Origin of the sequence: Streptomyces sp. SAT1 (assembly GCF_001654495.1) — a bacterium.
GTDB lineage: Bacteria > Actinomycetota > Actinomycetes > Streptomycetales > Streptomycetaceae > Streptomyces > Streptomyces andamanensis.
The window spans coordinates 6908975-6933794 of sequence record NZ_CP015849.1 but is presented as its reverse complement, the minus strand read 5'-3'; the positions used below and the strand labels follow the sequence as shown (position 1 = coordinate 6933794).

21 protein-coding genes and 2 pseudogenes are annotated in these 24820 nt (G+C 76.1%); 14 read left to right on the top strand and 9 right to left on the bottom strand.

Features of this window, described 5'->3' with window-relative positions; all coding sequences use genetic code 11:
* Window positions 1–134: 134 nt before the first annotated feature.
* The 3 genes from A8713_RS29570 to A8713_RS29560 form a co-directional block, all read right to left on the bottom strand.
* Window positions 135–1355 (bottom strand): glycosyltransferase, encoded by a 1221-nt coding sequence (locus A8713_RS29570; protein ID WP_064536792.1) that lies wholly within the window; start codon window positions 1353–1355, stop codon window positions 135–137.
* Window positions 1352–2140 carry a MerR family transcriptional regulator gene (locus tag A8713_RS29565; RefSeq protein WP_064536791.1) on the bottom strand — a complete coding sequence of 263 codons (789 nt, stop codon included), beginning with the start codon at window positions 2138–2140 and terminating at the stop codon, window positions 1352–1354. The genes A8713_RS29570 and A8713_RS29565 overlap by 4 nt, the downstream gene beginning before the upstream one ends.
* Before the next feature lie 87 nt (window positions 2141–2227).
* Window positions 2228–4198 carry an elongation factor G gene (locus tag A8713_RS29560; protein ID WP_064536790.1) on the bottom strand — a complete coding sequence of 657 codons (1971 nt, stop codon included), beginning with the start codon at window positions 4196–4198 and terminating at the stop codon, window positions 2228–2230.
* A gap of 257 nt (window positions 4199–4455) precedes the next feature.
* Between A8713_RS29560 and A8713_RS29555 the strand changes: the two genes are divergently transcribed.
* Genes A8713_RS29555 through A8713_RS29525 form a run of 7 tightly spaced genes read left to right on the top strand, consistent with a single transcriptional unit; the run spans window position 4456 to window position 12161 of the window.
* The gene (locus A8713_RS29555; RefSeq protein WP_064536789.1) at window positions 4456–4965 is read left to right on the top strand and encodes a (2Fe-2S)-binding protein; all 510 of its coding nucleotides are present in this window, start codon (window positions 4456–4458) and stop codon (window positions 4963–4965) included.
* Window positions 4962–7397 (top strand): xanthine dehydrogenase family protein molybdopterin-binding subunit, encoded by a 2436-nt coding sequence (locus A8713_RS29550; RefSeq protein ID WP_237305485.1) that lies wholly within the window; start codon window positions 4962–4964, stop codon window positions 7395–7397. Before A8713_RS29555 ends, A8713_RS29550 begins: the two co-directional genes overlap by 4 nt.
* Window positions 7394–8248, top strand: a complete 855-nt coding sequence (locus tag A8713_RS29545) for an FAD binding domain-containing protein (RefSeq protein ID WP_064536788.1) — start codon at window positions 7394–7396, stop codon at window positions 8246–8248. Before A8713_RS29550 ends, A8713_RS29545 begins: the two co-directional genes overlap by 4 nt.
* Before the next feature lie 6 nt (window positions 8249–8254).
* A complete protein-coding gene (locus A8713_RS29540; protein ID WP_079159184.1) occupies window positions 8255–9148 on the top strand; it encodes an AAA family ATPase in 894 nt (297 codons plus the stop codon).
* Window positions 9145–10344: a vWA domain-containing protein gene (locus A8713_RS29535; RefSeq protein WP_079159183.1), complete on the top strand. Its 1200-nt coding sequence runs from the start codon at window positions 9145–9147 to the stop codon at window positions 10342–10344. The genes A8713_RS29540 and A8713_RS29535 overlap by 4 nt, the downstream gene beginning before the upstream one ends.
* Entirely contained in the window at window positions 10337–11455 is a 1119-nt protein-coding gene (locus tag A8713_RS29530) for an XdhC family protein (RefSeq protein WP_064537795.1), read from the top strand. Before A8713_RS29535 ends, A8713_RS29530 begins: the two co-directional genes overlap by 8 nt.
* Before the next feature lie 16 nt (window positions 11456–11471).
* Window positions 11472–12161: an SRPBCC family protein gene (locus A8713_RS29525; protein WP_064536786.1), complete on the top strand. Its 690-nt coding sequence runs from the start codon at window positions 11472–11474 to the stop codon at window positions 12159–12161.
* Window positions 12162–12505: 344 nt separating this feature from the next.
* Here the strand turns inward: A8713_RS29525 and A8713_RS29520 are convergent, their stop codons facing one another.
* Window positions 12506–13015, bottom strand: coding sequence for a metallophosphoesterase family protein (locus A8713_RS29520; RefSeq protein ID WP_064536785.1), 510 nt, complete (start codon window positions 13013–13015; stop codon window positions 12506–12508).
* 121 nt (window positions 13016–13136) lie between these two features.
* Here A8713_RS29520 and A8713_RS29515 point away from each other — a divergent pair, with 121 nt between their 5' ends.
* Genes A8713_RS29515 through A8713_RS29505 form a run of 3 tightly spaced genes read left to right on the top strand, consistent with a single transcriptional unit; the run spans window position 13137 to window position 15610 of the window.
* Window positions 13137–13598 (top strand): MarR family winged helix-turn-helix transcriptional regulator, encoded by a 462-nt coding sequence (locus A8713_RS29515; protein WP_064536784.1) that lies wholly within the window; start codon window positions 13137–13139, stop codon window positions 13596–13598.
* Entirely contained in the window at window positions 13595–15016 is a 1422-nt protein-coding gene (locus A8713_RS29510; RefSeq protein WP_173860926.1) for an MFS transporter, read from the top strand. Before A8713_RS29515 ends, A8713_RS29510 begins: the two co-directional genes overlap by 4 nt.
* A gap of 6 nt (window positions 15017–15022) precedes the next feature.
* Window positions 15023–15610 (top strand): hydrolase, encoded by a 588-nt coding sequence (locus A8713_RS29505; RefSeq protein WP_064536783.1) that lies wholly within the window; start codon window positions 15023–15025, stop codon window positions 15608–15610.
* 85 nt (window positions 15611–15695) lie between these two features.
* On the opposite strand, the gene A8713_RS32755 is transcribed toward A8713_RS29505, so the two are convergent.
* The 4 genes and pseudogenes from A8713_RS32755 to A8713_RS29490 form a co-directional block, all read right to left on the bottom strand.
* Window positions 15696–15878 (bottom strand): hypothetical protein, encoded by a 183-nt coding sequence (locus A8713_RS32755; protein WP_079159181.1) that lies wholly within the window; start codon window positions 15876–15878, stop codon window positions 15696–15698.
* 129 nt (window positions 15879–16007) lie between these two features.
* Window positions 16008–16379 (bottom strand): DUF6479 family protein, encoded by a 372-nt coding sequence (locus A8713_RS29500; RefSeq protein WP_064536782.1) that lies wholly within the window; start codon window positions 16377–16379, stop codon window positions 16008–16010.
* 51 nt (window positions 16380–16430) lie between these two features.
* A complete protein-coding gene (locus A8713_RS29495; RefSeq protein WP_064536781.1) occupies window positions 16431–16733 on the bottom strand; it encodes a hypothetical protein in 303 nt (100 codons plus the stop codon).
* Between the two features lie 113 nt (window positions 16734–16846).
* Window positions 16847–17308: pseudogene (locus tag A8713_RS29490) on the bottom strand (ATP-binding protein); the annotation flags it as partial.
* 165 nt (window positions 17309–17473) lie between these two features.
* Here A8713_RS29490 and lanKC point away from each other — a divergent pair.
* From lanKC to A8713_RS34840, 4 genes are all read left to right on the top strand, one after another.
* Window positions 17474–20101 (top strand): class III lanthionine synthetase LanKC, encoded by a 2628-nt coding sequence (gene lanKC / locus A8713_RS29485; protein WP_064536779.1) that lies wholly within the window; start codon window positions 17474–17476, stop codon window positions 20099–20101.
* Between the two features lie 81 nt (window positions 20102–20182).
* Window positions 20183–20299: a SapB/AmfS family lanthipeptide gene (locus tag A8713_RS29480; protein WP_064536778.1), complete on the top strand. Its 117-nt coding sequence runs from the start codon at window positions 20183–20185 to the stop codon at window positions 20297–20299.
* A 100-nt stretch (window positions 20300–20399) separates the two neighbouring features.
* Entirely contained in the window at window positions 20400–22277 is a 1878-nt protein-coding gene (locus tag A8713_RS29475; RefSeq protein WP_064537792.1) for an ABC transporter ATP-binding protein, read from the top strand.
* Window positions 22274–24364, top strand: coding sequence for an ABC transporter ATP-binding protein (locus A8713_RS34840; RefSeq protein ID WP_079159180.1), 2091 nt, complete (start codon window positions 22274–22276; stop codon window positions 24362–24364). Before A8713_RS29475 ends, A8713_RS34840 begins: the two co-directional genes overlap by 4 nt.
* Here the strand turns inward: A8713_RS34840 and A8713_RS33680 are convergent.
* Window positions 24290–24766 (bottom strand): annotated as a pseudogene (locus A8713_RS33680) (LuxR C-terminal-related transcriptional regulator); the annotation flags it as partial. The gene A8713_RS34840 and the pseudogene A8713_RS33680 overlap by 75 nt on opposite strands.
* Window positions 24767–24820 lie beyond the last annotated feature (54 nt).

The following is a 24820-nucleotide window of genomic DNA, read 5'->3' as shown; positions in this document are numbered from 1 at the left end:
CGCGCGAAGCACCGGACCCTGGCGACGCCGGAGCACCGCCGACCATCCGTCCCGCCGGACCCCACCCACGGCACCGACGGAGCCCCCGCGCAGGCCGCCCGCCCCGCCCCCGCGCCCGCCCCCCCACCTGCCCCTCAGCTCTTCAGCCGCCCCAGGGCCTCCACCGCCTCCACCACGCGTCCCACCCCGTCCTCACCCGCGAGGCGGCCGGCGACGGTGGCGGCGGAGCGGGTGAGGGCCGGGGCCCGTACCGCGCGGTCGAGGGCGTCCGCCAGGCGCTCGGGGGTCAGGCCGGTGAAGGGGATCGCGGCGGGGGCGGCGCCGAGGGCGGTGAGGCGGGCCGCCCAGAACGGCTGGTCGGCGGTGACCGGTACGGGGACGGAGGGGACCCCGGCGCGCAGGGCCGCCGCCGAGGTGCCCGCGCCCGCGTGGTGCACCACGGCGGCCGTGCGCGGGAACAGCAGGGTGTGCGGCACCTCGCCGACGGTGAGGATGTCGTCCCCCTCGGCGGCGAGGCCGGCGGCGCCGGACTGGAGGACGCCGCGCAGCCCGGCCCGGCGCAGTGCCCGTACGACGGTCTCGCTCAGGCGTTCTCCGTGGCCCCCGGCCATGGAGCCGAACCCGACGAACACCGGCGGGGGCCCGGCGGCGAGGAAGTCCTCCAGGTCCGCGGGCAGCCGGGCGTCGGGGTCGGTGTACGGCCACCAGTTGCCGACGACGTCCAGGCCGGGGCGCCAGTCGGGCGGGCGGGGCACGACGTGCTCGCTGAAGCCGTGCAGCACGGGCCAGTGCGCGGCCTCCCGGCGACGGCGTTCGGCGGCCGGGGTGCGCGGGGGCAGGCCCAGCTCGCGGCGGAGGGCGGCGACCGCGTCGCCGTAGAGGCGGTCGGCCATCCGCACTCCGAGGCGGCCCGCGGCGCGGTTGCCGAGGCGGCCCAGGGAGCGGGTGCCGGTGACGACGGGCGGGAAGGCGCCGGTGGGCGCGGTGGGCTGGAGGTAGGCGCCGATGCTCGGCAGGCCGGTGGCCTCGGCGAGGTGCCAGCCCAGCGGGGCGGTGGTGGTGGACAGCACCAGCAGCTCGGTGCCGTCGCCGACCGCGGCGGCGAAGCCTCCCGCGAGCCGGTTCACGAACGCGGCGGCGCCGCGCATCAGGTCCCGCCGGCCCGTGACGGCCCCCTGGGCCTCCGGCCGGGCCGGCAGTCCGCGGAACTCCACTCCGGCGCGGCGGACCAGCGGCGCGAAGGTGTCCGGGGCGGCGACAGCGACCTCGTGTCCGGCCCGGCGCAGCCCGGCGCCGAGACCGGTGTAGGGGTCGACGTCGCCCCGCGATCCGGCGGCGGCGATCAGGATCCTCATCGGTCCCCCTCGGGGTCGGTGCGGCGGGCCGCGTTGGCGTGCACGGCCCTGCCCAGGTAGGCGGCGAGGCCGGGGCGTTGCTGGGAGGGCGGTACGACGAGGGCGAAGGCGCGCGGGTCGGCGACGATGTCGTCCGCGATGCGCAGGTGCATGGCGGGCGGGCAGGAGGTGAACCAGCGCGAGATGTGCAGCCGGTGCTCCTCGGCGAGGTCCATGGCGCGTTCCCCGTCGGCGCTCTCGCCGTCGTCGAAGGCGGCGAGCAGTTCGGCGCGCCACGCTGCGGCCTCGCGCATCAGCCGCCGCCAGTCCTCCTTGCTGTGCGCGGCGGCCCGAGCCATGGACTCCCGCTGTCCTTCCGAGCCGGCCCATTTGAGCTGGGCCTCGGTGGCGTAGCTGAGGTCGAAGGCGATCTCACCGAAGACCTCGAAGCGTTCGGCGGGGGTGAGGGTCACTCCGGTCTGCTGGACCTCGATGGCCCGTTCGGCGACCTCGGCGAGCCGCTGGAGCCGGGTGATCTCCTCGCCGAGCCGCCGCTGCCGGGCCCGCAGGTGTGCGAGCGCGTTGGCCTGCGGGTCCTTGAGGATGTCGGCGATCTCGTCGAGGGAGAAGCCCAGTTCGCGGTAGAAGAGGATCTGCTGGAGGCGTGCCAGGTCGGCGTCGTCGTACAGCCGGTACCCGGCGTGGCTGCGGCCGCCCGGCGACAGCAGCCCCGCCCGGTCGTAGTGGTGCAGCGTGCGCACCGTCACTCCGGCGAACGCCGCCACCTGTCCCACGGAGTAGCTCATCCACCTGCCCTTTCGTCGGCTCCGTCGGCGTACAGCGTGCAGCCTGACGTAAGGGCAGGGTCAACGCCGGACGGGGCATTCCGGGGGTCAGCCGCCGACGCGGCGGGTGAGGTTCAGCAGGTACTCCTTGCGGTCGAGCGGGTTGTGGTCGGTGCGCGGGCGTTCGGGCACGGGCCCGGAGCGGACCGGCGCGTAGCGTTCGAAGGCGCTGTCGAGTTCGCCCTCGCCGCGGGTGAGGCCCGGCAGCCGCTGCTCCAGCGCGTGCACCCGGGCGGCGGGCACCTCGCCCTCCAGGACGCACACGGCGCCCCGGGTGCGGGTGGTGCGCGGGACGGCGTGCAGCGCGGCGAGCACGGGCAGCAGGGCGCCGAGGGTGTCGGCGGGAGCCTCGGCCGTGAAGCGGTGCAGGGGTTCGTGGACGAGGGTGCCCGCGCGGCGCAGTGCCGTCATGAGCACCAGCGGGGTCAGGCCGCGGAAGTCGGCCCCGGTGCTGGACATGCTCTTGTCGAAGCCCTGGTGGGCGTGGCTCTGCCGGGGCGAGTAGCCGCAGTGGGTCAGGGTGACCGTGCAGTCGGTGACCTGCCAGCCGTGGGGGCCCTGGCCGAGTCCTTCGCGCACGGTGTCCTCGATCGCCTTGAAGAAGGCGTACGGCATCGAGCCGAGCTCCACCTCGCGGCGGAGGACGATCCCGGTCCCCGCCGGGGCGGGGTCGACGCGCAGGCCGACGGTGGCGAGGAAGGGGTTGCCGTCCTTCTTGTTGTACTCGACCGCCGCTCCCGTGCCGGTGGGCCGTTCGACGCACAGCGGGGTGGTCTCGCGGAAGGCGACGTCGAGTCCGAACTCGTCGGCGAGGGTGGCCTGGACGACCTCCTTCTGGACCTCTCCGTACAGCGACACCGAGGTCTGTCCGCGCGCCTCGTCGTGGCGCAGGCCGATCAGCGGGTCCTGTTCGGCGAGCCGGGCGAGGGCGAGGTGGAGGGCGCCGCGGTCGGTGCCGGGGGCCGCGACGACGACGGACTCCAGGGTCGGGGGCGCGAAGACGTGCCCGGGGGCGGGGCGGGGCACGCCGAGCGTGTCGCCGATCCTGATACCGGCCAGGCCCCACAGGCGGGCGATGCGGCCGGCCGGTACGGCGTCGGCGCGGACGTCGGTGCCGTGGTCGAAGACGCCGAGGGCGGTGATCCGGCCCTCGGTGCGGGGCTCGCCGTAGGGGAGGCGGTCGCGGATGCGGAGGGTGCCGGAGAAGACCCGGGCGTACGCCACCTTCTCCCCCGCCTCGCCCCGGTCGACCTTGAAGACGGTGGCCGAGACGGGCGCGTCGGGGTCGCCGTCGGCGGCGGGCAGGAGGTCCCTGATGCCGCCGATGAGCGCGTCGACGCCGGCGCCGGTGATCGCGGAGCCGAAGTAGACGGGGTGGACGAGGGCCCGGCGGGTCTGGTCGGCGAGCGCGGCGCGCACCCGGGCGGGGTGCAGCCGGTCCTCGACGTAGGCGGTGAGCAGGTCGTCGTCGTGGTCGGCGAGGACCTCGGCGGCGGTCGGGGCGAGACCGGGCACGAAGCGGGCCCGGGGGGTGCCCAGGTGCCGGGTGCGGCCCATGGGGACGACGGCCGGGGTGAGGCGCCGCGCGACGGCCCGCAGGACGTCGTCCTCGCGGGCTCCCCGCCGGTCGATCTTGTTGACGAAGAGCAGGGTGGGGATGCGCAGCCGCCGCAGGGTGCGCAGCAGCACCCGGGACTGGGCCTGCACGCCTTCGACGGCGGAGACGACCAGGACGGCTCCGTCGAGCACGCCGAGGACGCGTTCCACCTCGGCGATGAAGTCGGGGTGGCCGGGTGTGTAGATGAGGTTGACGGTGACGTCGTCGACGGGGAAGGAGACGACGGCGGACTTGATGGTGATGCCGCGCTGCCGTTCCAGCGCGAGGGTGTCGGTCCGGGTGTCGCCGGAGTCGACGCTGCCGAGCCGGTCGGTCACTCCGACGGAGTGCAGCAGGCGTTCGGTCAGGCTGGTCTTGCCCGCGTCGACGTGCGCGAGGATGCCGAGGTTGAGCAGGTGCACGGGGCGTCATGTCCTTGTGAGGGGGTCGGCCGGATTCCGGGGACGGACAGGGACGCAGTGCGCATCGGTGCTCCTCGTGGGGTGACGTCGGGCCGGGAGCAGTGCAGCAGAGGCGGACGCGGGCGGGCAACGGATTAACGCGTGCGGCGGATCCGCGCCGCACGGCTCGCCGCGCCACGGACCCGGCCATAGAGTGACGTACATCACGCTGGTCGCTGATATTCCTCGCGTACGCCCGTTCGGTCCCTGGAGGGCACATGACGCACATCTCGGTCACGGTGGACGGCACCGCGTACGAGGACGAGGTGGAGCCCCGTCTGCTGCTGGTCCACTATCTGCGCGACCGGCTCGGCCTGACCGGGACGCCGGTCGGCTGCGACACCTCCAGCTGCGGTGCCTGCACGGTCGAGCTGGACGGCACGAGCGTCAAGAGCTGCAACGTGCTCGCCGTCCAGGCGGACGGCGGTGCGGTCACCACGGTCCAGGGGCTGGCCCGCGACGGCGCGTGGACCCCGTTGCAGCGGGCCTTCCACGAGCGGCACGCCCTCCAGTGCGGCTACTGCACCCCGGGCATGCTCATGGCGGCGCGTGATCTGCTGCGGGAGAACCCGCGGCCGGACGCGGCCGAGGTGCGCCGGGCCCTGGAGGGCAACCTGTGCCGGTGCACCGGCTATCAGAACATCGTCGCCGCGGTGCTGGACGCCGCCGAGGCGGAGCGGGCCGCCGGAGCCCCGGCCGCCGCGCCCGCGCGGGAGGTGCCGGCATGACCGGGCAGACGGTGGCGGGCGCCGGGCAGACGGCGGCGGGCGCCGGGCGGACGGCGGCGGGCGAGGTCGGCCGGGCCCGGCTGCGCAAGGAGGACGCGCGGCTGCTCACCGGCCAGACCAACTGGACCGACAACATCGCCGTGACCGGACTGCTGCACCTGGCGTTCCTGCGCAGCCCCATGGCGCACGCCCGGATCACCCGCGTCGACGTCTCCGCCGCCCTGGAACGCCCCGGTGTCGTCGCCGCGTTCACCGGCCGCGACCTCGCCGACGGCCTGGGGTCGCTGCCGTGCGCCTGGCCGGTCACCGAGGACATGGTGCTGCCCGCCCATCCGCCGCTCGCGCTGGAGGAGGTGCGGCACGCCGGTGACCCGGTGGCGGTCGTGGTGGCCCGCGACCGGTACGCCGCCGCCGACGCGCTGGAGGCGGTCGAGGTCGACTACGAGCCGCTGCCGCCCGTCCTGGACCTGGAGGAAGCGCTCGCCGAGGACGCCCCGCTGGTCCACTCCGACAAGGGCACCAACCGGGCCTACGACTGGCCGCTGCGCGCCGGTGAGGACTTCGCGGCGGTCAGGGAGCGCGCGGACGTGGTCCTCTCGCGCCGCTACCGGCAGCAGCGTCTCATCCCCAACGCCATGGAGCCGCGCGCGGTCGTGGTCACCCCGCTCGCGGCCACCGGCGAGTACACGGTGTACTCGGCGACCCAGATCCCGCACATCCTGCGGATCATGCTCTCCGTGGTCACCGGCGTGCCCGAGCACAAGCTGCGGGTGGTCGCCCCGGACGTGGGCGGCGGCTTCGGCTCGAAGCTCCAGGTGTACGGCGAGGAGGCGGTCGCGCTGGCCGTCGCCCGCAGGCTCGGCCGGCCGGTGAAGTGGACCGAGTCGCGCTCCGAGGGGTACCTCGCCACCCATCACGGCCGCGGCATGATCCAGGACGTCGAGATCGCCGCGACCCGCGAGGGGCGGCTGCTCGGCCTCCGGGTCCGGCTGCTCGCCGACATGGGCGCCTATCTGATGCTGGTCACACCGGGCATCCCGATCCTGGGCGCGTTCATGTACCCGGCGATCTACAAGATGGACTCCTACGCGTTCGACTGCACCGGGGTGTTCACCACCCGCACCCCGACCGACGCCTACCGGGGCGCGGGGCGCCCGGAGGCCACGTACGCCATCGAGCGGATCATGGACGAGCTGGCCGCCGCGACCGGTCTGGACCCGGTGGAGGTGCGGCGGCGCAACTGGATCCGGCACGAGGAGTTCCCGTACACCTCGATCGCGGGCCTGACCTACGACAGCGGCGACTACGAGGCGGCGACCGCGAAGGCGCTCGCCCTGTTCGGGTACGACGGGCTGCGCGCCGAGCAGCGCGAGCGCCGGGAGCGCGGGGACACCGTGCGCCTGGGGATCGGCGTGTCGACCTACACGGAGATGTGCGGGCTGGCGCCCAGCCGGGTGCTGCGCGACCTCAGGTACTCGGCGGGCGGCTGGGAGGCGGCGAGCATCCGCGTGCTGCCCACCGGCAAGGTCGAGGTGGTCACCGGGACCAGCCCGCACGGGCAGGGGCACGTGACCTGCTGGAGCCAGATCGCGGCGGACGTGCTGGGCGTGCCGTTCGAGGACGTCGAGGTGGTGCACGGCGACACGCTGGTCGCCCCGCAGGGCATGGACACCTACGGGTCGCGCTCGCTGGTGGTGGGCGGGTCGGCGGTGCACCGGGCCGCCGAGAAGGTGGTGGCCAGGGCCCGCAGGGTGGCCGCGCATCTGCTGGAGGCGAGCGAGGACGACCTGGAGTTCAGCGGCGGGGTGTTCGCGGTGAAGGGCTCACCGGAGGCCCGCAGGACCATCCAGGAGGTGGCCTTCGCGACGTTCACCTCGCACGACGTGCCCGAGGGCATGGAACCCACCCTCAACGCCGGACACGTGCTCGACCCGGAGAACTTCTCCTACCCGCACGGCACCCACCTGTGCGCCGTCGAGGTCGACACGGAGACCGGGCGGACCCGGATCCGGTCCTACGTCTGCGTCGACGACGTGGGCCGGGTGATCAACCCGATGATCGTCGAGGGGCAGGTGCACGGCGGCCTCGCCCAGGGCATCGCGCAGGCCCTGTACGAGGAGGCCGTCTACGACACCGAGGGCAACCTGCTCTCCGGCACCATGGCCGACTACCTGGTGCCGTCGGCGGCGGACCTGCCCGAATTCGTCACCGCCCGGACCGAGACCCCCGCCCCGTCCAACCCGCTCGGCGCCAAGGGCGTGGGCGAGGCCGGGACGATCGCGTCCACGCCCGCCGTGGTCAACGCGGTCGTGGACGCGCTGCGCCCGCTCGGCGTCCACGACGTGCCGATGCCCTGCACACCCGAGCGGGTCTGGGAGGCGGTCAGGGCGGCACGCGAGACCCGCACGGACGGCGAGGAGGCCCCGGCATGATTCCCCCCGCGTTCGACTACGTCAGGCCCGGCACGCTCGACGAGGCCCTGCGCGCGCTCGCCGGCGCGGGCGAGGACGCCAAGGTGCTGGCGGGCGGGCAGAGCCTGCTGCCGCTGCTCCGGCTGCGCCTCGCCTTCCCCGAACTGGTCGTCGACATCGGCCGGATCCCCGGGCTGCGCGGGGTCCGCGAGGACGGCGACGCCCTCGTCGTCGGCGCGCTCACCACCCACCACGACATCGTCCACGACCCGCTGGTGCGCCGGTACGCGGGGCTGCTGGCACAGGCCACCGCCGAGGTCGCCGACCCGGCCGTGCGCCACCGGGGCACCCTCGGCGGCTCGCTCGCCCACGCCGACCCGGCCGGCGACCTGCCCGCCGTCGCGCTGGCCCTGGACGCCGAACTCGTCGCCGCCGGTCCGGGCGGGCGGCGCACCGTGGCGGCCCGGGACTTCTTCGCCGACTATCTGCTGACCGCGCTGGAACCGGACGAACTGCTCGTGGAGGTGCGGGTGCCCAAGCGGGCCGGCTGGGGATTCCGCTACGAGAAGTTCCAGCGGGTCGCCCAGTCCTGGGCCGTCGTCGGCGTCGCCGCCCTGGTGCGGCACGAGCGCGGACGCGTCGCCGAGGCCCGGATCGGCCTGACCAACATGGGCGCCACCCCGCTGCGGGCGACGGCCGCCGAGGAGGCCCTGGCGGGCGCGGCGGACGCCGCGGCGGTGGCACGGGCCGCGCAGGCGGCCGCCGAGGGCACCCGGCCCTCCCGTGACGCCTCCGCCTCCCCCGAGTACCGGGCGCACCTGGCCCGGGTGCTCACCCGGCGGGCCGTCCTGGCCGCCACCGGAACGGGGTGAGCGCCGATCACCGGCATCGACAGCCCCGAAGAGGCGCGCGCCCGCCTGGAGGAGACCGGCTACCTCGTCGACGACGGGCTCGCCGTCGCCTGCTTCCTGGCGCTGCGCCTGCACCGGCCCGTGTTCTGCGAGGGCGACGCGGGCGTCGGCAAGACCGCGCTGGCCGGCGCCCTCGCCGAGGTGCTCGGCGCGCCCCTCATCCGCTTGCAGTGCCACGAGGGCATCGACGCCTCCCAGGCCCTGTACGACTGGGACTTCCCCCGTCAGCTGCTGCATCTGCGGGCCGCCGAGGCGGCCGGGGTCACGGACGCGGACCGGCTGGAGCGCGAGCTGTACGACCGGCGGTTCCTGCTGGCCCGGCCGCTGCTGCGGGCGCTGCAGACCCAGCCGTCGGTGCTGCTGGTGGACGAGATCGACCGGGCCGACGACGAGTTCGAGGCGTTCCTGCTGGAGGTGCTCTCCGAGTTCCAGGTGACCGTTCCCGAGCTGGGCACGCTGCGCGCGGAGGTCCCGCCGGTGGTGGTGCTGACCTCCAACCGCACCCGCGAGGTGCACGACGCGCTCAAACGGCGCTGCCTGTACCACTGGTTCGACCATCCCGGCTTCGCCCGGGAACTGGCCATCGTGCGCCGTCGGCTGCCCGGGGTGTCGGCGCGGCTGGCGGAGCAGGTGACCGCGCTGGTGCAGGCGCTGCGCGCCGAGGACCTGCTCAAGCCGCCGGGGGTCGCGGAGACCCTGGACTGGGTGCGGGCCCTGGACGCGCTGGGCGCCGACGAGGCCGGCGCGGAGCTGGCCATGGCCACGCTGGGGTCGGTGCTGAAGTACCGCGAGGACACGGACCGGGCCCGCGGTCTGGACTTCGCGGCGATCCTGGCCGGCCGAGGGGCGGGAACCGGATGACGGGCGACGGGCCGCCGCTCGGCGGGGACGCGGTGCTGCTCGGCTTCGCGCGGGCGCTGCGCGCGGCCGGGCTCGCGGTGAGCGCGGAGCGGGTGCACGCGTTCCTGCGCGCGGCGGACGCGCTGCGCCCGGAGGTCCGCGCGGACCTGTACTGGGCGGGGCGGCTGACGCTGTGCGGTGACCGGGACGACCTGGAGCGCTACGAGCGGGTGTTCGGCGCCTGCTTCGGCCCGGGTCCGGGCGGGGAGCCGCCCCGGACGGCCCGGCCCGCTCCCCCGCCCCGGCCGCGGGTCGCCGTGCGCGAGGCGCCCGCCGGGGCGCGCGGCCGAGGCGGCGCGGACCGGCCGCCGGGTCCGCCCGTCGCCTCGCTCGCCAGCTCGGCGGAGGTGCTGCGCCATCGCGACGTGGCCGGGCTCGACCCCGCCGAACGCGCCCAGGTGCGCAGACTGCTGGCCGCGTTCGCGCTGCGCGGCCAGGCGCGGCGCAGCGCGCGGCGGCGCCCGGCCCGGCGCGGGGAGTTCGACGCCCGCCGCACCGTACGGGAGCTGCTGCGGCGCGGCGGCGAACCCGCGCCGCCCCGGCTCCACGCGCGGACGGAGCGGCCCCGGCGGGTGGTGCTGCTCGTCGACGTCAGCGGCTCCATGGCGCCGTACGCGGACGCGCTGCTGCGGTTCGCGCACGCGGCGGTCCGCGGGCGGCGCACGGAGGTGTTCACCGTCGGCACCCGGCTGACCCGGGTGACCCGGGAGCTGTCCCACCGGGACGCCGACCTGGCGATGGCGGCGGTCTCCGAGGCGGTGCCCGACTGGCGCGGCGGCACCCGGCTCGGCGTCCTGCTGCGGGAGTTCCTGGACCGCTACGGGCAGCGCGGCACGGCCCGCGGCGCCGTGGTCGTCCTCCTGTCCGACGGGTGGGAGCGCGGCGACCCCCGTCTGCTGGCCGCCCAGATGCGCCGGCTGCACCGGCTGGCCCACCGGGTGGTCTGGGCCAACCCGCGCAAGGCGCGCCCGGGTTACGCGCCCCTGGCGGCCGGGATGGCCGCCGCCCTGCCGAGCGTGGACGCCTTCGTGGAGGGGCACAGCGTGGCCGCGCTGGAGCGGCTGGCCGCGGTGGTCCGGGGCGCGGACAGCGGCGCCGGGACGGGCACGGGTGCCGGTGCCGGTGCCGGTGGTGCGAAGGGACGAGAGCGTGCGTGACATCCTTCCGGTGCTCGGGCGCTGGTACGCGGCGGGGCAGCCGTTCGGTCTCGCCACGGTCGTGACGGTCAGCCGCAGCGCGCCGCGCGACCCCGGCGCGGCGATGGCGGTGGGCCCGGACGACGAGGTGGTGGGCAGTGTCTCCGGCGGCTGTGTGGAGGGCGCGGTCTTCGAGCTGGCCAAGGAGGTGGTGGCGGACGGCGAGGCCCGGCTCGCCGTCTTCGGGTACAGCGACGAGGACGCGTTCGCGGTCGGGCTCACCTGCGGGGGCGAGATCGGGGTGCTGGTCAGGCCCGTGACCCCGGAGTCGGAGCCGGCCTTCGGCGCGGTCGCGTCGTCGGTCGCCGCCGGTGCGCCGGTGACCCTGGCGACCGTGGCCGACGGTCCCGCGCCGCGCGGGGCGACGCTCGCCGTGTGGCCGGACTCGGTGGCGGGGACGCTGGGCACCCCCGGCCTGGACGCGGCGGTCACCGCGGACGCCCGCGGCGGACTCGCGCTCGGGGCGACGGGAACACGGCACTACGGGGCGCACGGCGAGCGGCGCGAGGACGCCGTCTCGGTGTTCCTGCACTCCTTCGCGCCGCCGCCGCGGATGCTGGTGTTCGGCGCCATCGACTACGCCGCCGCGGTGGCCCGGATCGGCGCCTTCCTCGGCTACCGGGTGACGGTGTGCGACGCGCGCCCGGTCTTCGCCACGCCCCGGCGCTTCCCGGACGCCGTGGAGGTGGTCGTGGACTGGCCGCACCGCTATCTGCGCACCACGGACACCGACGAGCGCACGGTGATCTGCGTCCTCACGCACGACCCGAAGTTCGATGTGCCGCTGCTGGAGGAGGCGCTGCGCAGGCCCGCCGCGTACATCGGCGCGATGGGCAGCCGCCGCACCCACCACGACCGGGTGGAACGGCTGCTGGAGGCCGGTGTGACCCCGGCCGAGCTGTCCCGGCTGCGCTCCCCGGTCGGCCTGGACCTCGGTGCCCGTACGCCCGAGGAGGTGGCGGTGTCGGTCGCCGCCGAGATCGTCTCGCTGCGCTGGGGCGGCAGCGGGGCGCCCCTGACCGCGACCGCGGGCGCCATCCACGCGAACGGTCCCGCCCGCGCCCGGCCCTGAACAGGAGGACGAAGCCATGGAACTGCACCACGCGTTCACCGTGCCCGTACCCGCCGACGACGCCTGGCGGGCGCTGCTGGACATCGAGGGCGTCGCGCCGTGCCTGCCGGGCGCCGTCGTGGAGTCGTACGACGGCCGGACCGTCACCGGTTCGGTCACGGTGCGGCTGGGGCCGGTCACCGTGGCCTACAAGGGGACGGCGGTCTTCGAGGAGCAGGACGCGCGGGCCCGGCGGATGGTGCTGGTCGCGAGCGGCCGGGAGACGCGCGGGCAGGGCACGGCGCGGGCCACGGTCACCGCGGCGCTGCGGGAGCGGGAGGGGGCCACGGAGGTGGCCGTGGCCACGGATCTGACGGTGACCGGGCGGCCCGCGCAGTTCGGGCGCGGGGTGCTGGCCGAGGTGGGCGACCGGCTGGTGGGGCGGTTCGCGGACTGCCTGGCGCTCCGGCTGGCCGGGGCCGCGCCCGGAAAGGCCGCGCCCGCCGCGGCGGAGGGCACGGCGGGGAGTGCGGCGGAAAGCGTGGCGGGCGGCCGGGAGGCCGAGCCGCTGGATCTGCTGCGGGAGGCCGGTGTGCCCCTCGCCCGGCGGGCAGCGGCGGCGGCCGGGGCCGTGGTGGCGGCGGTGCTGCTCGTGGCGGGGGTACGGCGGCTGCGGTCCGCCGGGAGGCGGGCGGGCGCGTGCCAGCGTTGCCGGTGGGGCCGGTGAGCGGGGAGTGAGCTTCTGGGTCCCGTCCGCTCCGTCGGCGACCGAAAAGAGCCGTAATTCCTGTGATGAGATGGTTCGGCTTCTCCGCAAGGGGTAGGCGGCAGACAGCGGATGAGGCATGCATCGCCTCCGCTGCACATGTGCGGCACACCTCTCCGGAAGGGGGTCCGTGACAGCGCATACTCACAGCCACCGGGCCGCTTCCGCGCACGGATCGGCCCGGATCTCGCCGAGAATTCGGAAACGAGAAAGGGAAGTGTGACCTCGGGGCGGCCCCTTGCCGGGCCGCCCTCTTCCGTGCGTCACTCCTTGCGTCGCGGTGCGGCGCACGCCCCCGGGCGCCGTCAGCGGGCCGGGCGCTGCGGCAGCCGGTGGAGTTCGACCTCGGTGAGGGCGCCGCCGGTGACGGTGGCCGTCAGATAGGTGCAGTGGGGCTGGCGGCGGCGGTCGGTGGGAGAACCCGGGTTGAGCAGGCGCAGCCCGGAGGGGGCGGTGGTGTCCCAGGGGATGTGGCTGTGGCCGAAGACCAGCACGTCCAGGTCCGGGAAACGGGCGGCACAGCGGGCCTCGCGGCCCTGCGCGGCCCCGGTCTCGTGCACGACGCCGAAGCGCAGCCCGTCCAGTTCCGCGCGGGCCACCTCGGGGAGCCGGGCGCGCAGCTCGGGGCCGTCGTTGTTGCCGTACACCGCGAGGAGCCGGCGGCTGCGCGCCTGGAGCAGGTCGAGGGTCGCGGTGTCGACCCAGTCCCCCGCGTGGACGACGACGTCGGCGCGCGGCAGTTCGGCGAGCAGCGGGGCGGGCAGTTCCCGGGCGCGGCGCGGGAGGTGGGTGTCCGACATCAGGAGCAGACGCACCTCGTCAGCGTACTGCGGTCCGGGCCCGGAGACGGGCGGGCGGCAATCGACCGGCACATAGGCAGGCAAGGCTGAACAGTCTTGGCTGGACAGTTCCGCCTGGCGGATCTACGGTGCTGCCATGGACCACAAGCCCACCGACGTGCCCGAGGGCGCCTCCGCCTCCGCCGCGCGGGCCGCGCGCGATCTGCGGGTGGTGTTCAGCCGGCTGCGGCGCCGGATACGGGAGGTCGCCCGGGACGAGGACCTCACCCCGTCCCAGGTGTCGGCGCTCACCCTGGTCGGCAAGCACGGCGCCGCCACCGCCAGTGCCCTCGCCTCCGCCGAGGGCGTGCGCCCGCAGTCGATGGCCGCCACACTCGCCGTCCTGGAGCAGCGCGGGCTCATCCGGCGCAGCCCCGACCCTGACGACGGCCGACGCCAGCTGGTGACGCTGACGGACGGCGGGCACGAGCGCATCGAGGGCGACCGGCAGACCCGTGCGGAGTGGCTGACCCGGGCCCTGCACGAGCGGTACACCGAGGACGAGCGGCAGACCATCATCAAGGCGTTCACCCTGCTCGAACGGCTGAGCCGGCCGTGAGGTCCCGGCTCGCCCGGCGGCCGGGCGGCGAGGGCGCCGCCGTGCGCCCGGCGCCGGACGCCTTCGACCGCAGGCTGATCGCGCCGATGGTCCTGGGCTCGGTGCTGAACCCGATCAACTCGTCGATGATCGCGGTGGCCCTGGTCCCGATCGGCGCCGCGTTCGGGGCTCCCCCGGCACAGACCGTCTGGCTGGTCTCGGCGCTGTATCTGGCGACCGCCGTCGGACAGCCCGTCATCGGCCGGCTGATGGACATGTCCGGTCCCCGGCGGCTCTATCTCACGGGGACGGCCCTGGTCGGGCTCGCGGGTCTGCTGGGGGCGCTCGCCCCCTCGCTGGGCGTGCTCATCGGGGCGCGGGTGCTGCTCGGGTTCGGGACCTCCGCCGCGTATCCGGCGGCCATGCAGCTCACCCGGCGCGAGGCCGAGCGGACGGGACGGGACAGTCCGGCGGGCGTCCTCACCGCGCTCGCCGTCGCCAACCAGACGGTGGCCGTGGTCGGTCCCGCGCTCGGCGGGCTGCTGATCGGGGTGGGCGGCTGGCGCGCCGTGTTCACGGTGAACGTGCCGCTCTCCGCCGCCTGCCTGGTCCTGGGCGCGCTGCGGCTGCCCCGGGAGCCGCAGCGGGACACCGGGCACGGGCTGCGCGACGTCGACGTGCCCGGGATGGTGCTGTTCGCCGGGACGCTGGTGTCGCTGATGCTGTTCCTGATGGCGCCGCGCGCCGACCGCTGGTACCTGCCGGTGCTCGCCGCCGCGGTGGGAGCCGCCTTCGCGGTGCGCGAACTGCGGACCGCGCAGCCCTTCGTGGACCTGCGGGTGCTCGGCGGCAACGGGCCGCTCATCGGCACCTACGTGCGCCAGCTGCTCGGCGCCCTCACCTCCTACGCCTTCATGTACGGCTACACGCAGTGGCTGGAGGAGGGACGCGGGCTCAGCGCGTCCACGGCCGGGCTGACGCTGCTGCCCCTGTCGGGTGCCGCGCTCGTCGTCTCCACGCTGACCGGGCGCCGCGAGGCCGTGCGGGCGAAGCTGGTGGCGGGCGGCGTCTTCCAGGTCGCCGCCTGTGCCGTGCTGCTGCTGATCGGCTCCACGAGCCCGCTGCCGCTGCTGCTCGCCGCCGGACTCGTGATGGGCGTGCCCCAGGGGCTGATCACCCTCGCCAACCAGAACGCGCTGTACCGGCAGGCCGATCCCGCGCGGATCGCCTCGGCCGCCGGGCTGCTGCGCACCTTCATGTACCTCGGCGCGCTGGGTGCCTCGGCGGCCACCGCCGGGTACTTCCCGCACCGCGCCGACACGGGCGGCCTGCACGGCCTGGCCCTGTTCATGGCCGCCGGGTCGGTGCTGCTCCTGGTGAGCAGCCTGACCGACCGGTCACTCGTCCGTCTCACCCCCCGCAAGCCCGGAAAGGCCTGACCTCTCATGGCACTCACTGCCCTCGACCCCCGTACCGCCCTCGTGGTGATCGACCTCCAGGCGGGCATCGCCGCCGCGCCGGTCGTGCCCCACTCCGGTGCCGAGGTCGTCGCCCGCTCCGTGCGGCTCGCCGAGGCGTTCCGCGCCCGTGACCTGCCCGTCGTCCTGGTCCGGGTGTCCTTCGCCGACGACCACGGCGACGTGGTGCCCGGCCGTACCGAGGCGACGCGCGGGGGCGGCGGCGCCCGGCCCGACGGCTGGGACGTGATCGTGCCCGCACTGGCCGGGCACGCGGGCGACATCACCGTCACCAAGCACAACTGGGGCGCCTTCCACGGCACCGACCTCGATGTGCAGCTGCGCCGCCGCGGGGTGACGCAGATCGTGCTGACCGGCATCGCCACCAGCATCGGAGTGGAGTCCACCGCGCGCGCCGCCCACGAGCACGGCTACCACGTCACGCTGGCCACGGACGCGATGGCCGACATGGACGCCGAGGCCCACGAGGGCAGCGTGCGGCGGATCTTCCCGCGCCTCGGCGAGACGGGCACCACCGACGAGGTCCTCGAACTGCTGGCCGAGACCCACGGCTGAACGCGCCCGGAGGGTGGGCCCGGCGCGGTACACAGCGCCGGGCCCACCCTCACGGACCGTCTCGGACCCTCTCGGTCCTCCTGTCTCAGTCCTCGCCGCGGACGATGTTGCCCTCCGCGTCCCCGGCGCGCCCCCGCGCCCGGCCGCGGTCCTCGACGGCGACCGCCGGCAGGCAGGTGCGTACGGTGTCGCGCCTGAGCCGACGGGATCTGGCCCAGCCCGTCTCGGCGGGCTGGACGGCCGGTTTCTCGGTCATATGCGCGGCCACGGTTTCTCGACTTCCTTCCGCATGAGCGTGAGGTGTGCGGCAACGGCGCCCCGGGCGGTTCCCGGGCCCGCTCGTCCCAGGCCGTCCGGGTCCCCGGACGCGCCGCGGGCAAACCCGCGGACCGGCAGGTCAGGTGCCGCCCGGACCGCCGCTGCCGAAGGAGCCGCCGGTTCCGCCGTTCCAGCGCGGGCGGGACTGGTCCTCGCTGCGGCGGCTGCCGGGCGAGCCGAGTTCGTGCGGGGTGAGCCGGCGGCCGGTCTCCTCGGCGCGCGGCACCTCGTCGGGTTCACGCCGCTGCCGGGTCTCGTGCACCGGCCCGGAGTCCGGCAGCGTGGGATGCTCGCCGCCCCTGGGCGTGCGCGGCTCGCGCTGCTTGACCTTGATGCCGAACCGGACGGCCCAGATGAGGGCGCCGACGATGACGAGGGCGCCGACGACGATCACGACGGTCCCGAAGACGGAACCGGCGCTCGCGGCTGCTTGCAGGCGGAAGGTGTCCATGGCGTGCGGGTACCCGCACGCGGCCTGCGGATTCGCGCCGTCGGCGCGGTTTCAGGCGCCGTCCGTCCCGGGTGCTCCGCCGTCGGCCGGGCCCGAGCGGGCCGCCCGCTCCACCTCGGTCTCGATCTCGGGGCGGGGTCTTCCCGCCTCGCTCGCGTACTCGCTCAGCGCGGTCTGGAGATCGCGGGCGAGGTCGCGCCAGGCGCGCAGGGCCGTCTCGTAGGTCCCGCTCTGCGTTCCGGTCCACCGCTCCTGCGCGGGCGGCCCGTAGGTCTCCCGGAGCTGTTCGACCCGGGTGTGCGCCTCGTCGGCGGCGCGCTGTTTCGCCACAAGCTCTTCGAAGGTGTGTGACACAGCCCAGGACCCTAAGCACGGCGGGCCGGTCCGCGGCTCAGACCTGCCGTGCCGGGGGCGCGGCGCACCCATGTGGCGGGTCGGTGGCGCGGCAGGAGGGCCGGGCGGGTCCGTCAGCGGGCCGGGGACAGTTCGCTCCGGACCTGTTCGCCGCCGCTGACCGGCAGCGCTCCCCAGGCCGTCGACACCGCCTCGAACAGCAGGATGCCGCGGCCGCCCGTGGCCTCCCAGCCGATGTCCGCCGGCTTGGCCGGGGTGCGCGGCGAGCCGTCGGCGACGGCGATGCGCAGCCGGTCGTGGACCAGGGTGAGGTCCAGGCGGACCCGGCCCTCGGCGTGCACCAGCGCGTTGGTGACCAGTCCGGAGACGACGAGGAGGGCGGCGTCGGCCTCCTCGCCCGCACCCCAGGAGCGCAGCGTGCGCCGGGTGAGGCGGCGGGCGTGCCGGACCGCCTCGGGCACCCGCCACACCGTCCGGCTCTCCCGCAGCGGGCGTACGGCCAGGCCGTCGTAGCGGATCACCAGCAGGGCGGTGTCGTCGGCGCGGCGGGCGCCGGTGAGGAGCGTGTCGGCGACCGGGGTGCCCCGGGCGGACGGGACCTCGGGCCCGGCGCCGTTCGAACTGTTCTTTACGAACGGGTCTTGACGCGTGCGTTCCGCACGGTGGTCTCGTGACAGACGTGACTGTCGGCGGGCCCCGCCCGGCTGGAAGGCTCGGTGCCGACCAGGGAGGGGACGGACATGGACCAGCGCTACGAGGTGTACGCGCTCGCCGATCCGCACTTCTACGACACGCCCGACCGGCTGTCCGAGGAGGGGCGGGTCGCCGCGCCGCTGTACGAGACGGCCCGGCGCGCGGTGCCGCAGGGGTGGGACGCGACCCGCGTCGGCGACTGGCTGACGCTGACCCCGCTCGGCGACGACGGCCGTGCCGCGCCCGGCCCGGCGCAGGGCTGGAAGATCCACGCCTCGGCCACCCGCGACAACGCCGAGCGGATCGCGGCGATCGTCTGGGACTACTGCGTGCCGCGCCGGATCCCCTTCAAGTTCGTGCCGGGCCCGCATCTGCTGCATCTGCGGAACACCAAGTACGCGGCCCGTGACACCAGCGGCAAGTTCGTCACCGTCTACCCGGACGGCGAGGAGCGGCTGCACCAGGTGCTCACCGAGCTGGGCGCCCTCCTGGAGGGCTTCGAGGGGCCGTACATCCTGACCGATCTGCGCTGGGGCGAGGGACCGCTGTACGTCCGCTACGGTGCCTTCGCGCGGGCCTTCGTCGTCGACGAGCGCGGCTCGCTGGTCCCGGCCGTGCGCGACGGCGAGGGGCGGCTGGTCCCGGACCGGCGCAGCCCGTCGTTCCAGGTGCCGGAGTGGGTGACGCTGCCGTCGTTCCTCCAGCCGCACCTGGCGGCGCGCAACACCACGACGGTCGGCGAACTGCCGTACCGCATCGAGAAGGCGCTGCACTTCTCCAACGGCGGCGGGGTCTACGCGGGCACCGACTCCCGCGACGGCCGGCGGGTGGTGCTGAAGGAGGGCCGGCCGCACGCCGGGCTCGCCGCCGACGGCGCCGACGCCGTGACCCGTCTTGAGCGGGAGAGAGCCGCCCTGGAACAGGTCGCCGGGACCGGGGTCGTGCCGGAGGTGCGGGACTGGTTCACGCTCGGCGACCACCGCTTCCTGGTCATGGACTTCGTCGAGGGCCGGACCCTCAACTCCTACTTCGGCGACCGGCATCCGCTGCTGACACCGGACCCCGACCCCGAGGCCGTCGCCGCGTACACGGCGTGGGCGCTGCGGGTGCACCGGGCGGTGGAGCGGGCCGTGGCGGCGGTGCACGGACGCGGGATCGTCTTCAACGACCTGCATGTGTTCAACATCGTCGTGGGGCCCGACGACGAGTCGGTGTCCCTGCTGGACTTCGAGGCCGCCGCCCCGGCCGAGGAGAACGGCCGCCAGGTCGTGGCCCACCCGGGCTTCTTCGCCCCGCCGGACCGCACCGGACCCGAGGTGGACCGCTACGCGCTGGCGTGTCTGCGGCTCGCCCTGTTCCTGCCGGTGACCACGCTGTTCGTGATCGACCGGGGCAAGGCGGCGCACCTCGCCGAGGTGATCGCCGAACAGTTCCCGGACGTGCCGCGGGAGTTCCTCGACGAGGCCGTCGCGGAGATCACCCGGGACGTCCGTCCGGCGGAGGGTCCCGCGGGCACCGCCGCGCCGGTGTCCGGCGCCACCGCCTATCCCGACCCGGCCGACTGGCCGGCCGCCCGCGACTCGATGGCCAAGGCGCTGCTCGCCTCGGCGACCCCGGAGCGCGAGGACCGGCTCTACCCCGGCGACATCGCGCAGTTCTCCGACGGCGGCGGGCTCGGTCTGGCGCACGGCGCCGCCGGTGTCCTGTACGCGCTGGCCGAGTCGGGCGCCGGGCGCCACGAGGAGGGCGAGCGCTGGCTGCTGGAGCGGACCGCGTCCGCGCCGCCGGGCACCCCGTTCGGCCTGTACGACGGGCTCGCGGGCGTCGCCCATGTCCTGGACCGGCTCGGCCACCGGCAGCGCGCCCTCGACCTGGCCGAGAGGATCCTCGCCGAACGCTGGCAGAAGCTCTCCTCCGACCTGCGCGGCGGGCTCGCCGGGCTCGGCCTGGTCCTCGGCTCCCTGGCCCGCACCACGGGCGAGGCGGAACTGGGCGAGCGGGCCGCCGAGGCGGCCCACCTGCTCGCCGCCCGGCTCGCCGAGCCGCTGCCCGGCACGCCCCGGCGCCGCGCCGGGCTGCTGCGGGGCGCCAGCGGGCCCGCGCTGTTCCTGCTGCGGCAGTACGAGTGGACCGGCGAGCGCGCCCTGCTGGACGCCGCCGCCACCGCGCTCCGCCGCGACCTGGAGCAGTGCGTCGTCCAGCCCAGCGGCGGCGGCCTGGAGGTCGACGAGGGCTGGCGCACCCTGCCGTACCTCGGCGACGGCAGCGCGGGCATCGGCATGGTCCTGGACGAGTATCTGGCGCACGCGCCCGACGAGGAGTTCTCCCGGGCCCGCGACGCCGTGCTCACCGCCGCCACCTCCCGCTTCTACGCCCAGCCCGGCCTGTTCCAGGGCCGCGCCGGGATGATCCTGCACCTCAGCCGCAGCACGGCGCCCGGGGCGACCCCGCAGCGGCTGGCCGAGCAGGTCGGCGCGCTCGGCTGGTACGCGATGGCCTACCAGGGCCAACTGGCCTTCCCCGGCCACCAGATGATGCGGCTGTCCATGGACCTCGCCACCGGCACGGCCGGGTGCCTGCTCGCGCTCGCGGCGGCCCTCGACGCCGGGACCGGGGCCGGACTGCCCTTCCTGCCGCCGCCCGCGCGGCCCTCACAGACGCGGCTCCGCGACTGACGGAGTCGTGATTCAACCCCCGTCCCCGATGGGGTATCGACCGGGACCCCGGCACCGCCGGGGCCGACGAAAGGACACGACATGGCCCTGCTCGACCTGCAGACGATGGAGTCCGACGAGAACCACGGCGGTGGCGGCGCCAGCACCGCGAGCCTGCTCTCCTGTGTGAGCGCGGTCAGCGTCCTGCTCTGCCTCTGACGCACACCGTACGACCCATGGCTCCGGGCGGCCCGCTCCCCTCACGGGGGCGGGCCCTCCGGGGCCCGTCGCGCGCGAGGAGGCCAGGAGGATGCCGCGGATGCCAGGCAGCAGCCGTACGACGACGCCCGCCCCGGCGGCGGGCCCCGCTGACCGCGCCGCAGGCCCGTCGGCGGCGACCGCTCCCGCGGTGCTGCGCGGCGCCGTGCGGCACGGCGCGGTGCGCTGCGGCGCCCTGGTCCTGGTGAGCACGGCGGCGACCGGCGCCGGGCTGCTGCTGCCCGCGGTGCTGGGCCGCACCCTCGATCTGCTGCTGACCCGCGCCCCCGCCGGGCGCTGGGTCGGATACTCCATCGGCCTGCTGGCGCTGCTCACCGCCCTGGACATGGCCGAGACCGTGCTCGACGGCACCACCTCCGCCCGCGCCACCGCGTGGCTGCGGCTGCGGCTGACCCGGCACGTCCTGGCGCTCGGCCCCCGGGCCGGCGCCCGTTTCGGTTCCGGGGAACTCACCGCCCGGCTGGTGGGCAGCGCCGCCCAGGCCGGTACCGCGCCCGCCTCGCTGGCCGCGACGGTCGCGGCGGTGGCCGGACCGGTCGGCGCCGTCGTCGCCCTCGGCCTGCTCGACGTGTGGCTGGCGGTCGCGTTCCTGGCCGGGGCGCCGCTGCTCGCGCTGCTGCTGCGGGCCTTCGCCCGGGACGCGTCGGCGTGCGTGGCCCGCTACCAGGAGATCCAGGGGCGGCTGGCGGCGGCGCTGGCCGAGGCCGTCGGCGGCGCCCGCACCATCCGGGCGGCCGGCACCGCCGACCGGGAGACGGCACGGATCCTGCGCCCGCTGCCCGAGCTGTCCCGGGCCGGGCACGCCATGTGGCACGCGCAGGGCCGGGCCGCCGCGCGGGCGGTCGCCGTGGCCCCGCTGCTGCACCTGGCCGTGGTCGCCGTGGCCGGCTGGCTGCTCGCCCGGCACCGGCTGTCCGTGGGCGACGTGCTGGCCGCCTCGCGGTACGCGGTCCTGGCCGGCGGCATCGGGGTGCTGGTCGGACAGCTCTCGGCGCTGGTACGGGCGCGGGCGGCGGCCGGGCGCCTGGCCGAGGTGCTGGCCGAGCCCGCCCCGGCCCACGGACACCGCCCGCTGCCCGACGGGCCCGGACGCCTGGAGCTGCGCGGGGTCACCGCGCGGCGCGGCAACCGCGCCGTCCTGGACGGCGTGGACCTCACGGTGCCCGGCGGCACGACCCTCGCCGTGGTCGGCCGGTCCGGCTCCGGCAAGTCCCTGCTCGCCGCGGTCGCCGGACGCCTGTGCGACCCGGACGCCGGGGACGTGCTGCTGGACGGGGTGCCGCTGCGCGAACTGAGCCATGCGGAGCTGCGCGGCGCCATCGGGCACGCCTTCGAACGGCCGGTGCTGATCGGGACCACCGTCGAGGACGCGATCGGGCTCGGTCCCGTCGCGCCCGCCCCCGGCCTGATCCGGCGGGCGGCCCGCACCGCCTGCGCGGACGACTTCGTGCGCCGTCTGCCCGAGGGGTACGCGACGCGGCTCGCCGACGCGCCCCGTTCGGGCGGCGAGTCGCAGCGGCTCGGGCTCGCCCGCGCTTTCGCGCACGGGGGCCGGCTGCTCGTCCTCGACGACGCCCTGTCCAGCCTCGACACCGTCACCGAGCACCGCATCGCCCACGCCCTCACCCGGGGCGGCACCTCCACCACCCGCCTCGTCGTCGCCCACCGCGCCGCGACGGCGGCCCGCGCGGACGCCGTCGCCTGGCTGGACGACGGCCGCGTACGCGCCGTGGGCCCGCACGCGGAGCTGTGGCGGCACGCGGGCTACCGGCGGGTCTTCGGCGGGGACGGCGCCCCGGACGGGGTCCTCGGAGTGGCCGAAAAGGAACGGTCCGTAACGGAGGGCGGGAGTCCGGCCGGGGAACCGGGGAGTCCGGCCGACGGCGCCGTCGAAGCGGCCGGGGGGCACCGGTCGTGAGCGGCAAGCGCTTCCACGGGGCCGCGTTCCGGCGCGGCGCGCCGGACGGCGCGGACACCGGCACCGCCGACACGCCGTACGAGCGCCGGGGCGGCCCGGCGGACACGCCCGGCGTGCCGGTACGCGCCGACGCGCCCGCCGAGGCCGCAGGCCCGCCGTCGCACGCCCCCGGCGCGACGTCCGGCGGCGCGGCAACCGGCGGCGCGCGCGGCGGCCTCCGGGGACGGGTCCGGTGGGGGCTCGGGCTGCTGCGCGGGCGGTGGGGAACGCTGGCCCGGCTGGGCGCGTGGTCGGTGCTGGAGACGGGGCAGACGTTCCTGCTCGGTTTCGCGCTGGCGCGCGCCCTGGACTCGGGGTTCCTCGCCGGCCGGGCCGGGACCGGGCTCGGCTGGCTGGCGGTGGCCGGGGCCGGGGTCGTCCTCGGCGCGTACGGCACCGGGCGGGTCTACCGGTCGGTCGCCGCGCTGGTCGAGCCGCTGCGGGACCACCTGGTGGAGCGGGTCGTCGCCCGCGGGGTGCGCGAGGCGGACGACGGGGCGCTGTCCGGGCTGACCCAGCAGGTGGAGATCGCGCGGGACACCTTCGCCGGTCTTGTGCTGGTCTCCCGGTCGTTCGTGGTCGCCGCCGCCGGTGCGCTCATCGGCCTGTGCTCGCTGGCGCCGCTGCTCGCGCTGGTGGTCGCCCCGCCGCTGGTCGCCGCGATCGTCCTGTTCGCGGCGACCCTGCGCCCGCTCGCCCGGCGCCAGGAGGCGTACCTCAAGGCGGACGAGGCCCTGGCGGAGCGGCTGGGCGCGGTGTGCCCGGGGCTGCGCGACGTGACGGCCTTCGGCGCCGAGGCGCCGGTCGCGGCGGCGCTCGCGGAACGCGTCGACGCCGAGCGGCGGGCGGCGGGCGCGCTCGCCCGGTGGGGGGTCGTGCGGGTGGCGGCGCTCGCGGTGGGCGGCCATCTGCCGCTCGTCCTGCTCCTGGTCACCGCCCCCTGGCTGCTGTCCCACGACGTCTCGCCGGGCGCGCTGGTGGGCGCCCTCGCCTATGTCACCCAGTCCTTGCTGCCCGCCCTCCAGAACCTCATCCACGGCCTGGGCGCGGGCGGCGCCCGGCTGACGGTGGTGCTGCGCCGCCTCGCTCCGGCCGACGGCACCCCGTACGGCCCGGACCGGGCGGAACACGCCCCGGCGCACGCCCCCGTCACCGTCCCTCCCGCCGGGGCGCGGCCCGCGCCCGCCCTCGCCCTGACCGGGGTGACCTTCGCCTACGGCCCGCACAGCGAGCCCGTGGTCCGCGACCTCGACCTCGTCGTCCCGCGGGGCGGTCATCTGGCGGTCGTCGGGCCCAGCGGTATCGGCAAGTCGACACTCACCTCGCTGGTGGCCGGGCTGCTGGCACCGGCCGCCGGGGAGATCAGCGTGTGCGGGCGGCCGGTCGGGCGGCCCGGCGCGGCGGAGCACCGGGTGCTGATCCCGCAGGAGGCGTACGTGCACAGCGGCACCCTCGCGGAGAACCTCTGCCAGCTGCGCCCCGACCCGGTGCCGGAGGAGGAACTGCTGGCCGCGGCGGAAGCGGTGGGCCTCGCTCCGCTCCTGCGCCGCCTCGGCGGGCCCGGCGCCCGGGTCGACCCCGTGGCGCTGTCGGCCGGGGAGCGCCAGCTGATCGCGCTGACCCGGGCGTATCTGTCGGCCGCCCCGCTCGCCCTGCTCGACGAGGCGACCTGCCACCTGGACCCGGACGCCGAGGCCCGCGCGGAGCGGGCCTTCGCCGTCCGGGCGGGCGGCACTCTGGTGGTGGTGGCCCACCGGCTCAGCTCGGCGCGCCGCGCGGACCGCGTCCTGGTGATGGACGGCCGGGACACGGCGTACGGGACGCACGAGGAGCTGCTGCGCGGTTCCCGGCTCTACCGCGAGCTCACCGGCGGCTGGGCCGTGTCCGGTTCACAGCCAGCCCTCCCCCTGGGAGATGCGGATGGCGTCGATCCGGTTGCGCGCCCCGGTCTTGCGGGTGATGGCCGCCATGTAGTTGCGCACGGTCCCGTGGGACAGGTGCAGGCTGCCGGCGATCTCGGCGACGGACGCGCCCTCGGCGGCCAGTGACAGCACGCTCAGCTCGCGCTGGGTCAGCGGCATCTCGGCGGCCTTGAGGAAGCCCAGGCCCAGCGACTCGTCGACGAAACGTTCCCCCGCGGCGACCCGCCGGATGCCTCTCACCAGCCGTTCCGGTGAGCCCTTCTTGTCGACGTAGCCGAGCGCGCCCGCCTCGATGGCCTGGCGCAGCAGTCCGGGGCGGTCCGCCGTGGTCAGCACCAGTAAGCGGGGCGGGCGGTGGCCCGGCTCGCGCGGACAGAGCTCGCCCAGCGGCACGGGTTCGCGGGCCCTGGTGTGGTCGAGGTCGGCGGCGCACACGTCCGGCCGCACCGACCGCACCAGTCCTGGCGCGCCGCGCCACGGCGTGTCGTACACCCCCAGGCCGGGCTCCCGGCGCAGCCACTCCGCCATGACCGATCGCACCAGACACGCGTCGTGCACCAGAAGTATCCGTATCACTGCCGC

Excerpts from the sequence above, each read along its gene's own strand:
- A8713_RS29505 (WP_064536783.1), top strand. The coding sequence starts at position 15,023 with ATGGCACTCACTGCCCTCGACCCCCGTACCGCCCTCGTGGTGATCGAC.
- A8713_RS29570 (WP_064536792.1), bottom strand. The coding sequence starts at position 1,355 with ATGAGGATCCTGATCGCCGCCGCCGGATCGCGGGGCGACGTCGACCCC.
- A8713_RS29480 (WP_064536778.1), top strand. The coding sequence starts at position 20,183 with ATGGCCCTGCTCGACCTGCAGACGATGGAGTCCGACGAGAACCACGGC.
- A8713_RS29525 (WP_064536786.1), top strand. The coding sequence starts at position 11,472 with ATGGAACTGCACCACGCGTTCACCGTGCCCGTACCCGCCGACGACGCC.
- A8713_RS29500 (WP_064536782.1), bottom strand. The coding sequence starts at position 16,379 with ATGGACACCTTCCGCCTGCAAGCAGCCGCGAGCGCCGGTTCCGTCTTC.
- A8713_RS29545 (WP_064536788.1), top strand. The coding sequence starts at position 7,394 with ATGATTCCCCCCGCGTTCGACTACGTCAGGCCCGGCACGCTCGACGAG.
- A8713_RS29555 (WP_064536789.1), top strand. The coding sequence starts at position 4,456 with ATGACGCACATCTCGGTCACGGTGGACGGCACCGCGTACGAGGACGAG.
- A8713_RS29565 (WP_064536791.1), bottom strand. The coding sequence starts at position 2,140 with ATGAGCTACTCCGTGGGACAGGTGGCGGCGTTCGCCGGAGTGACGGTG.
- A8713_RS29515 (WP_064536784.1), top strand. The coding sequence starts at position 13,137 with ATGGACCACAAGCCCACCGACGTGCCCGAGGGCGCCTCCGCCTCCGCC.
- A8713_RS29475 (WP_064537792.1), top strand. The coding sequence starts at position 20,400 with ATGCCAGGCAGCAGCCGTACGACGACGCCCGCCCCGGCGGCGGGCCCC.
- A8713_RS29535 (WP_079159183.1), top strand. The coding sequence starts at position 9,145 with ATGACGGGCGACGGGCCGCCGCTCGGCGGGGACGCGGTGCTGCTCGGC.
- lanKC (WP_064536779.1), top strand. The coding sequence starts at position 17,474 with ATGGACCAGCGCTACGAGGTGTACGCGCTCGCCGATCCGCACTTCTAC.
- A8713_RS29550 (WP_237305485.1), top strand. The coding sequence starts at position 4,962 with ATGACCGGGCAGACGGTGGCGGGCGCCGGGCAGACGGCGGCGGGCGCC.